The organism is Corallococcus praedator (assembly GCF_003612125.1).
Lineage (GTDB): Bacteria > Myxococcota > Myxococcia > Myxococcales > Myxococcaceae > Corallococcus > Corallococcus praedator.
On the sequence record NZ_RAWI01000022.1, the window covers coordinates 1 to 12,716 of the forward strand.

Annotated in this window: 14 protein-coding genes; 5 read left to right on the forward strand and 9 right to left on the reverse strand. The window is 70.9% G+C overall.

From position 1 onward, the window contains the following. The 6 genes from D7Y13_RS04815 to D7Y13_RS04840 all read right to left on the reverse strand — a co-directional run. On the reverse strand, positions 1-665 hold a 665-nt coding region (locus D7Y13_RS04815; RefSeq protein ID WP_244222320.1), incomplete at its 3' end, for a GTP-binding protein. Beyond that, positions 662-1,825: an anhydro-N-acetylmuramic acid kinase gene (locus D7Y13_RS04820; RefSeq protein WP_120583028.1), complete on the reverse strand. Its 1,164-nt coding sequence runs from the start codon at positions 1,823-1,825 to the stop codon at positions 662-664. The genes D7Y13_RS04820 and D7Y13_RS04815, both read right to left, overlap by 4 nt. A gap of 65 nt (positions 1,826-1,890) precedes the next feature. Further along, positions 1,891-2,853 carry an N-acetylmuramic acid 6-phosphate etherase gene (murQ, locus tag D7Y13_RS04825; RefSeq protein ID WP_120583027.1) on the reverse strand — a complete coding sequence of 321 codons (963 nt, stop codon included), beginning with the start codon at positions 2,851-2,853 and terminating at the stop codon, positions 1,891-1,893. 17 nt (positions 2,854-2,870) lie between these two features. Next, positions 2,871-3,062, reverse strand: coding sequence for a 50S ribosomal protein L28 (gene rpmB / locus D7Y13_RS04830; protein WP_120532048.1), 192 nt, complete (start codon positions 3,060-3,062; stop codon positions 2,871-2,873). Between the two features lie 105 nt (positions 3,063-3,167). Continuing rightward, on the reverse strand, positions 3,168-4,688 hold the full coding sequence (locus D7Y13_RS04835) for an NAD(P)-binding protein (protein WP_120532049.1): 1,521 nt from the start codon (positions 4,686-4,688) through the stop codon (positions 3,168-3,170). An 86-nt stretch (positions 4,689-4,774) separates the two neighbouring features. Further along, on the reverse strand, positions 4,775-5,464 hold the full coding sequence (locus D7Y13_RS04840; protein ID WP_120532050.1) for an HAD family hydrolase: 690 nt from the start codon (positions 5,462-5,464) through the stop codon (positions 4,775-4,777). An 83-nt stretch (positions 5,465-5,547) separates the two neighbouring features. On the opposite strand from D7Y13_RS04840, the gene D7Y13_RS04845 reads away from it, so the two are divergent. Then, positions 5,548-6,621 carry an enoyl-CoA hydratase/isomerase family protein gene (locus tag D7Y13_RS04845; protein ID WP_120583026.1) on the forward strand — a complete coding sequence of 358 codons (1,074 nt, stop codon included), beginning with the start codon at positions 5,548-5,550 and terminating at the stop codon, positions 6,619-6,621. Between the two features lie 29 nt (positions 6,622-6,650). On the opposite strand, the gene D7Y13_RS04850 is transcribed toward D7Y13_RS04845, so the two are convergent. The 3 genes from D7Y13_RS04850 to purM are packed head-to-tail and all read right to left on the reverse strand — an operon-like array spanning position 6,651 to position 8,877. Next, positions 6,651-7,181, reverse strand: coding sequence for a 2-thiouracil desulfurase family protein (locus D7Y13_RS04850; protein ID WP_233595410.1), 531 nt, complete (start codon positions 7,179-7,181; stop codon positions 6,651-6,653). Continuing rightward, positions 7,178-7,843: a phosphoribosylglycinamide formyltransferase gene (gene purN / locus D7Y13_RS04855; RefSeq protein WP_120583025.1), complete on the reverse strand. Its 666-nt coding sequence runs from the start codon at positions 7,841-7,843 to the stop codon at positions 7,178-7,180. Before purN ends, D7Y13_RS04850 begins: the two co-directional genes overlap by 4 nt. Then, a complete protein-coding gene (purM, locus tag D7Y13_RS04860; protein WP_120583024.1) occupies positions 7,840-8,877 on the reverse strand; it encodes a phosphoribosylformylglycinamidine cyclo-ligase in 1,038 nt (345 codons plus the stop codon). The genes purN and purM overlap by 4 nt, the downstream gene beginning before the upstream one ends. Positions 8,878-9,051: 174 nt before the next feature. Between purM and D7Y13_RS04865 the strand changes: the two genes are divergently transcribed. The 4 genes from D7Y13_RS04865 (at position 9,052) to D7Y13_RS04880 (ending at position 12,712) form a co-directional block, all read left to right on the forward strand. Beyond that, positions 9,052-9,702, forward strand: a complete 651-nt coding sequence (locus D7Y13_RS04865) for a Crp/Fnr family transcriptional regulator (protein ID WP_120532054.1) — start codon at positions 9,052-9,054, stop codon at positions 9,700-9,702. A 1-nt stretch (position 9,703) separates the two neighbouring features. Continuing rightward, the gene (locus D7Y13_RS04870; RefSeq protein ID WP_120532055.1) at positions 9,704-10,459 is read left to right on the forward strand and encodes an MBL fold metallo-hydrolase; all 756 of its coding nucleotides are present in this window, start codon (positions 9,704-9,706) and stop codon (positions 10,457-10,459) included. Between the two features lie 68 nt (positions 10,460-10,527). Beyond that, the gene (accD, locus tag D7Y13_RS04875; protein WP_120532056.1) at positions 10,528-11,379 is read left to right on the forward strand and encodes an acetyl-CoA carboxylase, carboxyltransferase subunit beta; all 852 of its coding nucleotides are present in this window, start codon (positions 10,528-10,530) and stop codon (positions 11,377-11,379) included. A 19-nt stretch (positions 11,380-11,398) separates the two neighbouring features. Then, the gene (locus D7Y13_RS04880) at positions 11,399-12,712 is read left to right on the forward strand and encodes a bifunctional folylpolyglutamate synthase/dihydrofolate synthase (RefSeq protein WP_199732720.1); all 1,314 of its coding nucleotides are present in this window, start codon (positions 11,399-11,401) and stop codon (positions 12,710-12,712) included. Positions 12,713-12,716: the final 4 nt, after the last annotated feature.

The following is a 12,716-nucleotide window of genomic DNA, read 5'->3' on the forward strand; positions in this document are numbered from 1 at the left end:
GCCCCACCCCGCCGCCGCCCGGCACCGCCCGCGGGCGCGGTGCCGGGCGGCGGCGGGGTGGGGCGGGGCGGCGGGACGATGCGCTTGGCGCGCAGGTCCTTGATGACCAGGCGGGTGATGGTCTTCAGCGTGTCCAGCACGCCGCGGCCGTTGGTGGCGGCCGTCTCGAAGTCGGGGACGCCGCGCGGGTTGAGCTCCCGGCGCAGCTCCTCCACGGAGAGGGTGCCCTCCAGGTCGCGCTTGTTCCACTGCATCACCAGCGGGAAGCGCTCCAGGCGGATGCCGTTCTCCAGGAGGTTCTCCTCCAGGTTGGCCAGCGACTCGCGGTTGGCGTCCATGGCCTCCGCCTGCGAGTCCGCCACGAACACCACGCCGTCGGCGCCCTGGAGCACCAGCTTGCGGGTGGCGTTGTAGAAGACCTGGCCGGGCACGGTGTAGAGGGCGAGCCGCACGGAGCAGTCGCCCACGCGCTCCACCTTCACCGGCAGGAAGTCGAAGAAGAGCGTCCGGTCGCCTTCGGTGGCGATGGACATCATCTCGCCGCGGTGCGCCGGGCGGACGGTCTCGTAGATCTTCCGCAGGGTCGTCGTCTTCCCGGACAGGCCCGGGCCGTAGAAGACGATCTTCGCCGCCACTTCGCGGGCCATCAGGTTCACGCTGCTCACGGTGTCAGCTTACCTAGAACGACTCGGCGCCTCGCGCCAGTTGCGGGGCAAACATTCGCGGGCGTCCCCGCCCGGTGCTCGGCCGCGAGCAGGGCGAAAAGGGCCGCTTCCTTGGCTTCCTCGGGGAAGCCGAGCACGTCCAGCCGCTCCAGGGGCACCGGGGCCAGCCGCGCCCGCAGGTCCTCCATCAGCGCCGGATTCCGCGTCCCTCCACCGGAGACGTACACCGCTTCCAGGCGCGGAAAGCGGGGGAACACCCAGGTCTCGAAGGCCCTCGCGGTGGCCTCCACGGTGAAGGCCCTCGCGGTGGCCATCAGGTCGTGGGGGCGCTCCGGTGCCGCCGCCCAGAGGCGCTCCACCAGGGGCTCCCCGAAGCCCTCGCGGCCGGCGCTGCGGGGCGGAGGCCGCGCGAGGAACGGATGGGCGAGCAGTTCCTCCAGGAGCGCGGGGAGCACCTGTCCGCGCGATGACAGGCTCCCGTCGCGGTCGCACCCGAGCCGTCCGTCCGTCATCCGGCGCGCCAGGCCGTCCAGCACCATGTTGGCGGGCCCGGTGTCGAACGCGAGGGTGTCCTCCATGCGTGCTCCCACCACGCTCAGGTTGCCGATGCCGCCCAGGTTGAGGAACGCGCGCGTGGCGTCCGGCCGCTCGCGGTTTCGGAAGACGGCCCAGTCCAGGTAGGGCACGAGCGGCGCGCCCTGGCCGCCCACGGCCATGTCCCGGGTGCGGAAGTCGCTGACGACGGGCAGGCCGGTTCTCTCGGCGATGACGTCCGCCTCGCCAATCTGGAGCGTGGAGGGCGTGGGGGACAGGTCCGACGGCAGGTGGGCCATCGTCTGGCCGTGCGAGCCGACGACGTGGACGTCCCCGGGGGCCACGCCCGCGCGCGCGATGACGGCGAGCACGGCTTCGGCGAACTGTTCGCCCAGCTCGAAGTTGAGCGCGCACAGGCTCCGGGCGTCCTGGGGGCCCAGCACCCGCGCGATGAGGTCCGGCGCGAAGGGGCGTGAGACGTGGGCCAGCAGTTGGAGCGTCACGTCCGCGCCGGTGCCCTCCACCCGGCACAGCGCGGCCTCCGCCGCGTCCACGCTGGTGCCGGACAGCACGCCCACGCACAGCCGGGGCGGCAGGAACGCGGAGGTCGGTGGGGCGGGGCGCATGCCCTGAAGTCTAAAGCCCTGCTCCCACGCTCGCCGGACCCCAGCCCCCCGGGTCCCCCCGGTGTTCAGGACCGACGGCGCCGGGGGCCTTTTCCGTTCGCCTTGGACACGGCCGTCCGTCCGGGCACGGGAGGGGCAAGCGCTCGCAGGCCTCCGTCCTCCAACCTGCGCCGCGCCTGGGCGGGCGGGAGCCCGGTGAAGTGCATGGCCAGCGCCAACTTCACGCTGTCCCCCGCCGCCGCGAGCAGGGCCTGGGCCCGCGCCGGAGGCAGGTCCGTCAGCTCCGCCACCATGCGCGCCGCGCGGGCCTTGAGCTTCACGTTCGTGGGGCGCACGTCCACCATGCGCCCCCGGTACACCTTGCCCAGCGCCACGAAGGCCGCCGTGGTGAGCGCGTTCAGCACCAGCTTCGTCGCCGTGCCCGCCTTGAGCCGCGTGGAGCCCGCCACCACCTCCGGCCCCGTGCGCGCCAGCACCACCGTGTCCGCCCGCATGGGCCTGCCGGGTGGGTTGCAGCACACCAGCACCGTGTGCGCCCCCCGGCGGCGGGCCTCGTCCAGCGCGCCCCGGACGTAGGGCGTGGACGCGCTCGCGGAGATGCCGCACACCACGTCGCGCGCCGTCGCCCGGAAGGTGCGCACCGCCCGGGCTCCCGCCTCGACGTCGTCCTCGGCGCCCTCCACGGCGCGCGTCAGGGCCCGCTTCCCACCGGCGATGGCCGCCTGGACGCAGGTGGCCGGCACGCCGAAGGTGGGGGGACACTCGCTGGCATCGAGCACGCCGAGCCGTCCGCTGGTGCCGGCGCCCACGTAGAGCAGCCTGCCACCGACGCGCAACGCTTCCGCCACGGTCCGGGCCGCCGCCGAGATGGCCGGCAGGGCCTCGCGCACCGAGCGAAGGGCGATCAGGTCTTCTTGATGCAACCGTCGGACGACCGCCTCGACAGGGAGGAGGTCCAGATCATCCGCGCGGGGGTGGAGCCGTTCGGTGGGCGGAAGCGCTGCTTTTGGGGCGCGCGTCGTGCCCACCGGAAGGACCCCGGACTTCAGGCGGCCTTGGTCACCTTGCCCGCCTTGATGCAGCGGGTGCAGGCCAGAACGCGTTCGATGCGGCCCTCGACGTTCGCCCGCAGCTTCTGCAGGTTCGGCAGGGTCCGCTTCTTGGTCTTGTTGTTCGCGTGGCTGACGTTGTTACCCACCAGCGGACGCTTCCCACAGAGGTCGCACTTCCACGCCATGACTGCTAACTCCTTGAAAACTGGGGCGTTCTACAGCAGCCCATAAAAGAGCGGCGGACCCTACCAGAAACAGTCCGAAAATCCAGCCGGATCCGTGAGGGAAACCTATCCCTTGAGGGGATCCTTCTTCTTCAGCATCTCCTGCACCAGCTTCGCGGCCCGCATTCCGGCCAGGAGTTCACCCTCCAGGCCCAGGCCGGGCAGCACCTCGCGGCCCGCCAGGATCACGTTCTTCGCGGGCGTGCGCTGCTTCAACCCCGTGACGCCCAGGAAGGCTTCCGCTTCGAAGCTGTAGAGGGGGTGGGGCATGAGGCGGCTGCCGCGCACTCCCCCGGCGTCCAGGTAGGGGGCCGACCGCAGCGCGCGGTGCTGCTTCGTGAAGGGCATCAGCCGGTCCAGGTGGTCGTCGATCTTCGACGCCAGGGCCTGGAGGTGCTCCTCGCCCAGTTCGCGCGCGGAGGCCGGGACGAAGGCGCCCGCGCACACCACGCGCACGCCCTCCACGTCCCGGGTGTTGCCCGCGGTGGTGGTGCGCGCCGGGTGCTGCTGCACGAGCATGGGGCCCAGCTCCGGGTCCTGGGTGTCCACCAGCACCAGTTCGCCCATGCCGCGCGGGAGCGCCGACTCCGGCACCACCCAGTTCACGCTGAAGAGCAGGGACTTGGTGTTGGACTGGTCCAGGTGCTCCAGCAGGCCCCGGTGGTGCTTCTTGTCCGTCACCAGCCGGCGGAGGGCCCCGGAGTCCGTGGCCGTCACCAGGCAGGAGGCCCGGTAGAGCGTGTCCGAGCGCACCAGCTTCACGCCCGCGAACTTGCTGCCGTCGAACGCCAGCTCCTCGACGATGAAGCCCGCCGGGTTGTCGCGGCCCAGCACGTCCCCGCCCAGCTCCGCCAGCCGCCGGGTGAGGACGTCGCGCAGGGCGTCCATGCCGCCGGGGTAGGTGGAGGGCGCGGCGAGCACCTGGGACAGGGCCCGGGTGAGCGTCAGGGGCGCGGAGGGCTTCTCCAGGTGCACCACGAAGGGCAGCAGGCCGCGCACCAGGGACAGCGCGGGGTCCTCGCTCGCGAGCCGGGGCGTGGCCTCCAGGCCCGGGTGCTCCTTGATGAGCCCCTTGAGCTTCCAGCCGTCGAAGAAGCCGTCGGGGGGCAGCTGGGGGCCCGTCTTGAAGAAGGCGTCGGTGGCCTCGTGCTGGGCGGCGCTGCCGGCCAGGGCGCCCTGGATGCCTTCGCCGGCCTCGCCGAACTCGCGCGTCAGCTCCGAGCGGCGGCGCGCGGCGTCCGTGGTCAGGTCCACCCGGTTCTTCGGCAGCACCAGCTGGAGCTCGGGCGTGTGGGGGCGCATCGCCCGGCCGATGACGGTGGACAGGCCCAGCTCGGTGAGGGCCTCCTCCACCGCGGGCATCGCCTTGAGGGGCGGCGCGACGAAGGGGGCATAGGGCAGCACGAAGCCGTCGTGCTCGTAGCCGGGGCCCATGCCGTCGTGCTCCACCAGCAACACGCGGTGGTTGCGCTTCGCCAGGAGCGCGGCGGCGAGCGCGCCTCCGACCTGGCTGCCCAGCACGATGACGTCGTACACGTGCCGGGACGGGCCCGAGGGGAGCTTGAGTTTGGCGGCGGACGTCGACATGGCTGTCGAACACTACACAACGTCACCGCGTCTGGCGCCCTTTTGGCGCGTTGGTTTCGGTCCGGGGGGCGGGTCCGGACGGCCCGTCAGGGACGCGCGGAGAACAGCCGCGCCAGCAGCTCCGGGGGCAGCGTGTCGAAGTCCGTGGCGGTGTAGTGGGCGCCGGCCTTCTTCAGGAGCTCGGCGGTGGTGGTGGTGGTGATGCCCACGGTGACCATGCCGGCGGCGCGCGCGGACAGCACGCCGTTGATGGCGTCCTCGAAGGCCACGCACGCTTCCGGGGGCACCTTCAGCGCCTGGGCCGCCGCGAGGAAGATGTCCGGCGCGGGCTTGCCCCGGGTCACCTGTTCCGCGCCCACGACGGTCGCGAAGAGCGACCGCACGCCGAGCCCGTCCAGCACCAGTTCGCGGTTGCCCTGCGGCGCGGCGGTGGCCACGGCCATGGGCAGGCGCGCGTCGCGCAGCCGGTGGAGGAAGCCTTCGGCGCCCCGGTGCAGCGCGAGGTAGGGCCGGTAGATGGCGCGGTAGTGGGACTCCTTCTCCTCCGCGAGCGCATCCAGCTCCGCGACGGACAGCGTGCGCCCCAGGAGCTCCGGGAAGATCTCCTCGTTCTTCTTCCCCGCGAACTCGTTCTGGAACCGTTCGGCGGTCAGGTTCTCCAGCCCGAGCTTCCGGGCAAGCGTCACCCACGCCCGGTTGTGGAAGTCCATGTTGTCGACAAGCGTGCCGTCCATGTCGAAGACGGCGGCGCGCAGGGGGGCGGCTGCGGAAGTCATTTGCTTCCCATACCGTTTTCCGTCGGCTTGTCACCCCTGAATCTCCCCATGTGTGCATGGCCGGGCCTGATATCCCCGGAGGCATGAGCGAGGACGTGCTGCTGGAGACCCGGGGGGCCGTGGGCCTTGTCACCCTCAACCGCCCGAAGGCGCTCAATGCGCTCTCGCTGGAGATGTGCCGGGCGCTGCACCCCCGACTGGATGCCTGGGCGGCGGATCCGGCCGTGAAGGCGGTGGTCATTCGCGGCGCGGGAGGCAAGGCGTTCTGCGCGGGAGGGGACGTGCGCGCGGTGGCCGGGTCGGTTGGCCGCACGGAGGGGGGCGGGTCCCTGTCGAGCGAGTTCTTCCTCGCGGAGTACGCGCTCAACCACCGCATCCACCATTTCCCGAAGCCCTTCATCGCGCTGGTGGACGGCATCTGCATGGGCGGGGGACTGGGGCTGTCGGTGCACGGCGGGTTCCGGGTGGTCACGGAGAAGCTGGTGCTCGCGATGCCGGAGACGGGCATCGGCATCTTCCCGGACGTGGGCGGTGGCTGGTTCCTGCCGCGCTTCCCGGGCGAGGCGGGCACGTACCTGGGGCTGACGGGCGCGCGGTGTGACGCGGCGGACGCGGTGTGGCTGGGGTACGCGACGCACCGGGTGGAGGCTTCGCGCCTGGAGGAAGTCCTGGGCGCGCTGGTGGCCGCGGACTGGAGCGGACTGGCGCACCATGTGGCGGCGCACGTGCTCGCGGGCTTCATCGCGGAGCCGGGGACCTCCTCGCTGGAGGCCCGGGCGGAGGCCATCCACCGGTGCTTCCAGGGGAACCGGGTGGAGGACATCCTCGCGGCGCTGGAGCGGGAGGGGTCGACGTGGGCGGAGGAGACGCGGGCCACGCTGCTGCGCATGTCGCCCACGAGCTTGAAGGTGACGCTGCGGCAGCTTCGTGAAGGACGCGGTCGGGACTACGACACGATGGCGCGCGTGGAGTACCGGCTGAGCCAGGCGCTGACCGCGCGGCCGGACTTCCGGGAGGGGATTCGCGCCGTGCTGGTGGACAAGGATCAGAAGCCGCGCTGGAGCCCGGCCACGCTCGCGGAGGTGACGGACGCGGAGGTGGAGGCGTGCTTCGCGCCGCGACCCGGGGACGAGCTGGTGCTGCCGTCGTTGGACTGAGCCGTGATGCGGAACTGCACGAGGGAGGGCTACAGGTCCTCGTCGCTCACGACGGTGCGTCCGTCCGCGCGCAGCAGCGCGGTCGTGATGCCTTCACCCGGACGCAGCACGCCGGTGTCGTAGACGCGCTGGCTGCCGCATGAAGGGCTCTTCTCCTTCAGCAGCGCCACCGGGACCTCGAACCGCCGCGCGGCATCCAGCGCGAGTCGTGCGCCGTCCTGGAATGCCTCGGTACGGTCCTCACGGGTCTCCCGCGTGAGGGCCCGTGCACGGCCGGCCCAGACATCCACACCCGTGCCTCCGGACAGGTCCACGGGAGGGCGGGGGATGCCCATGCCCGCGGCGGCTTCCGGACAGATGGGCACCACGGACTTTCCATCCAGCGCCGCGAGCACGCGCTCCGAGCGCTGCGAGCGCCCGTCATACCGACACGCCTCACCCAGCAGGCACGCGCTCACCAGGACCACGGGCGCATCGCGCAGGGCCTGCCGTCGCGCATCTCGGGCGGAAGCTTCGGAGGAAGGACTCCGCGCCCCGTCCGGATCCATCACCACCGTCACTTCGGGGCACCCGGACTGCGCAGGGCCATCCCATCTCCCGTGACGATCGCATCCACCCGGGTGCGCATCCCATCCAGGGTCACCGCGCCCGTCACCGCCAGCCGCACGGCGAGCGGATACAGCCGGTGCTCCTCCGCGAGGATGCGCGCACTCAGGCTGGCTTCGTCATCCTGCGGGAGCACCGGCACCGCCGCCTGCGCGATGATGGGCCCGGTGTCCGTGCCCGCGTCCACGTAGTGCACCGTGCACCCGGCCACCTTCACCCCTCGCTCCAGCGCCTGGCGCTGCGCATGCAACCCCGGGAACGCGGGCAGCAGGGAAGGGTGGATGTTCAGCACGCGCCCCGGGAAGTGCCTCAGGAAGTCCGCGCTCACCAACCGCATGAACCCCGCGAGGCATACCCACTCCACGCCCGCGTCGGCCAGCACGCCGAGCACCGCCGCCTCGAAGTCCGCCTTGGACGCGAAGCCCTTGTGGTCCACTACCTCCGCGCGCACGCCCGCCTTGCGCGCGCGCTCCAACCCATAGGCGGTGGGCATGTTGGACACCACGCACGCCACCTCGGCCGGGAAGTCCGCCTGCCCGGCCGCGTCGAGCAGCGCCTGCAGGTTGCTCCCGCCACCGCTGATGAGCACCCCCAGCCGCGCCCGCTTCGCGCTCATGGGTCGATGACCGCCGTGGCCTCGCCCTGGCCCGCTTCCACCCGGCCCACCTCGGACGCTTCCACGCCCCGGCCGCGCAGCACCTCCAGCGCCTGGGCCACGTCCTCCTTCGCCACCACGACGATGAGGCCCAGGCCCATGTTGAACGTGCTGAACATCTCATCGCGCGCGACGTTGCCCGTCTTCGCGATGAGGTCGAAGATGGCCGGCTTCTTCCACGCCGACTCGTTCAGCACCGCGCGCGTCCCGTCCGGCAGGCACCGGGGCAGGTTGCCCGGGATGCCGCTGCCGGTGATGTGCGCCATGCCCTTCACCTTCACCGCCTGGCACAGCGCGAGCGCGTCCTTCACGTAGATGCGCGTGGGCTCCAGCAGCGCGTCGCCCAGCGGCCGATCCAACCCCAGGGGCGTCACGTCCAGCGGCAGCTTCGCGTCGTCCAGCAGCACCTTGCGCGCCAGCGAGTAGCCGTTGCTGTGCAGCCCCGACGACGTCAGGCCGATGAGCGCATCCCCCGGCTTCACCGTCTTGCCGTCGATGATGGCCGAGCGCTCCACCACGCCCACGCAGAAGCCCGCGACGTCGTACTCGCCGCGCGCGTAGAAGCCGGGCATCTCCGCCGTCTCTCCGCCCAGCAGCGCGCACCCCGCCTGCTCGCAGCCAAGCGCGATGCCCTTCACCACCTCCGCCGCCGCGTCCACCTCCAGCTTGCCGGTGGCGAAGTAGTCCAGGAAGAAGAGCGGCTCCGCGCCGCAGGTGAGGATGTCGTTCACCGACATGGCGACCAGGTCGATGCCCACCGTGTCATGGCGCCCCGCGAGGAAGGCCACCTTGAGCTTGGTGCCCACGCCGTCGGTGCCCGCCACCAGCACCGGCGCCTGGTACTTGCCGGGCGGCAGGGCGAACAGTCCGCCGAACCCACCCACCCCGGCCAACACCTCGGGGCGCGTGGTGCGCGCGGCATGGGGCTTGATTCGTTCGACGAACGCGTCGCCGGCCTCGATGTCTACGCCGCTCTGCTTATAGGTCGTTCCCACGGGCCGGCCTTGTACCCCTCCCAGGGGGTCCTGTCTCGGGCCTCGGCGTCCCCGTGTCGGGTTTGCGGCGGCGACCGTGCCCCCCGGCATGAAGACCGTCCTGCCTCGCCACCGCGCGATATCGCTCTGGGATATTTGACCGGTGGGGTGGGGGCTGATTGACTCGCGGGCCAGATGGGCGCCGAGGAAACCCTCTTTCAAAGATTTGGCAAGGAGTTCCCCAAGGGCACCGAGCTCTTCCGTGAGGGAGAGATCGGCAAGGAGATGTTCGTCATCCAGTCGGGGAAGATCGCCATCTCCAAGCGCGTGCGCGACGTGGAGAAGGTCCTGGCCGTCCTGGGACCGGGCGAATTCTTCGGTGAGATGGCCATCATCTCCAACAAGCCCCGGAACGCCTCCGCCATCGTCCATGACGACGCGAAGCTGCTCGTCATCGATCCGAAAACCTTCGAGGCGATGATCCGCGGCAACGCGGAGATCGCCGTCAGGATGATCAAGAAGCTGGCCGAGCGCCTGTCGGAGGCGGACGCCCAGATTGAAAACCTGCTCCACGGGGACCCCGCCAGCCGCGTGGTCCATCAGATCCTCCAGGCCTGCCAGGCGCGGGGCCGGCAGCAGGAGGAGGGCGTGGAGATCGACTTCGCGGTGCGGGAGATGCCCCGGCAGATCGGCGTGGGCGAGCCCGCCGTTCGCAGCATGTTGGATCGCATGGAGCGCGCGGGGCTCATCGAGCGCAGCGGTGACAGACTGACCGTGTATGACACGGCCCGGCTGCATGACTTCCTCAACTACCTCGAGATGAAGTGGAAGTTCGGAGACCTCTAGCGTGAAGCTGCAAGTCCTCGGGTGCCACGGCGGCGAGCTTCCCACGTGCAGGAGCACCTGCTTCCTCGTGGACGACGTGCTCGCGCTCGACGCGGGAGCACTCACCGGGACGCTGTCGCTGGAGCAGCTCTGCAAGGTCGACGACATCCTCGTCGGCCACAGCCACTTCGACCACGTGAAGGACCTGCCGCTGCTCGCCGACCTGGTCATCGGCCGGCGCGACAAGCCCGTCACCATCCATGCCTCCCGCGAGTGCGCCAGGGCGCTGCGCGAGAACATGTTCAACAACGCCCTGTGGCCGGACTTCACCCGCATCCCCACGCGCCACAAGCCCGTGCTGGCCATCAAGACCTTCCGCGCCGGCAGCACCTTCCAGGTGGGCCCCTACACCGTGAGGAGCGTGCCGGTGAGCCACCCGGTGGAGTCCTGCGCCTTCATCATCTCCGACGGGAAGTCCTCCCTCGCGATGAGCGGCGACACCGGCCCCACCGACAAGCTGTGGAAGGCGCTCAACGCCACGAAGAACTTGAAGGCGCTGCTGCTGGAAGCCAGCTTCCCCAACAGCCTCCAGGCCCTGGCGGACATCTCCGGCCACCTGACGCCGGCCACCGTGGGCTCGGAGCTGCGCAAGTTCGACCGCAACGGCGCCCAGGTGATGCTCTACCACCTGAAGCCCGCCTTCATCCCCCAGCTCAAGAAGGAGCTGGCCCCACTGCCGGTGAACGTCCTGGAGCTGGGGGAGACCTTCCAGTTCTAGCCGTGCCGCAGCGCGCCGTACGGGGGTATTGACGGCTGTCGGCGGGCGGACTAACCCCTGGCGCCCACATGGCCTGGTTCTCCAAGAAGCCCCGCATCGCCGTCGACCCCGAGCCTGTCGCCGAGCCCCAGCCCTCCCGCATGCAGGGCCTGTGGGCCAAGTGCGAGAGCTGCGACGAGATCATCTACCGTCAGGAGCTGGAGAAGAACTGGATGGTGTGTCCGCACTGCGACCACCACCACGCCTGGACGGCGCGCTCGCGGCTGGCGGCCACGTTGGATCCGGACTCCTTCGAGGAGTTCGACAAGGAGCTGGAGCCGTTGGATCCGCTCGGGTTCAGCGACACCAAGAAGTACAAGGACCGGCTGAAGTCCACGCGCAAGAACCTGGATGAGAACGACGCGTTCATCTCCGGCGTGGGCCGCATCGAGGGCCATCAGGTCTCCGTGGGCTGCTTCCTCTTCGAGTTCATGGGCGGCTCCATGGGCTCGGTGGTGGGGGAGAAGGTGACGCGCGTGTTCGAGCGCGCGTACGAGCTCAAGTGCCCCGCGCTGGTGTTCTCCGCGTCCGGCGGCGCGCGCATGCAGGAGGGCATCTTCTCCCTGATGCAGATGGCGAAGACGTCCGCGGCCATCGCGCGCTTCCGCAACAGCGGCAAGCCTTACGTGTCGGTGATGCTCAACCCCACCACCGGCGGCGTGGCCGCGTCCTTCTCCTGGCTGGGCGACGTCATCCTCGCGGAGCCGCACGCCCTCATCGGCTTCGCGGGCCCGCGCGTCATCGAGCAGACCATCCGCCAGAAGCTCCCGGAGGGCTTCCAGCGCTCGGAGTTCCTGCTGGACCACGGGATGATCGACGCCATCATCCACCGCAAGGACCTGCGCATGAAGCTGGGCCAGCTCCTGGGCCTGCTGGGGTAGGGCCGTCCCGCCCTCCGCCATGGACGCGCCCCGCACCCCCGAGGAGGCCCTGCGCTTCTTCCAGGCGCTCAACCCCTCCGGCATCAAGCTGGGCCTGGAGCGGGTGAAGGACGCGCTCGCGGCGCTGGACCACCCGGAGCGCGACTACCCGGCGCTGCACGTCGCCGGCACCAACGGCAAGGGCAGCACCTGCGCCTTCGTGGCGCGCGCGCTCGAAGCCGCCGGCCACCGGGTGGGGCTCTACACGTCGCCGCACCTCGTGCGCGTCAACGAGCGCATCCGCGTGGCGGGCGAGGACATCCCGGACGACGTCTTCGGGCAGCGCATCCTGGAGGTGCTGGAGCGCTACCCCTCCGCGCTTGCGGACCCGATGACGTACTTCGAGTTCGGCACCGTGGTCGCCCTCTGGCACTTCTCGCGGGAGCGCGTGGACGTGGCCGTGCTGGAGACCGGCCTCGGTGGACGGCTTGACGCCACCAGCGCCGCGAACCCCGTCGTCACCTGCGTCACCCCCGTGTCCTTCGACCACATGGAGTACCTGGGCCACACGCTCCGGGACATCGCTGGGGAGAAGGCGGGCATCTTCAAGCCCGGCGTGCCGGTGGTGCTCTCCCGGCAGGACCCGGAGGCGATGGACGCGCTCCTGCGCCGGGCGGAACAGCTGGGAGTGCCGGTCCACGTGGAGGGCCGTGACTTCGGCCTGGAGGTCCACGATGACGACAGGCTGGCGTACCGGGGGCTCGGCTGGTCGCTGGGTGACCTGACGCTCGCCCTGCGCGGGCCCTACCAGCGGCAGAACGCGGCGGTGGCCCTGGCCTGCCTGGAGGCCCTCCAGGCGCGGGGCGTGGCCGTGACGCCCCAGGCCGCCCGGGTGGGGCTGGCCACCGCGCGCTGGCCCGGACGTCTGGAGGAGGTGGCCTCCCATCCCCCGGTGGTGGTGGACGGCGCCCACAACCCGGCGGGGGTGGCGGTGCTGCTGGAGGCCCTGGATGCCCTCTACGCGGGGCGTCCCCTGCACCTGGTGTTCGGGGTGGTGGCGGACAAGGACCGGGGCCCGATGATGCGGGCCCTGTTGCCGCGGGCGACCTCCGTGCACCTCACCCCGCTGGACACGCCGCGCTCGCTGGCGCCGGAGCGATACACCGACGAAGCGCGCGCCTTGTGTTCACGCGTCGTCGCCCATGCCTCCCTGGAGGATGCCCTCGCGGGGGCCCGGGTCGATGCGGATGGCAGCCCGGAAGGATGGATCCTTTGTACAGGTTCATTGTTCCTGGTCGGCGCCGTGAAGCGATTGGTCGCAGGAAACCTTGGCGCGATGCAGCAGCGGCAGTAACTTT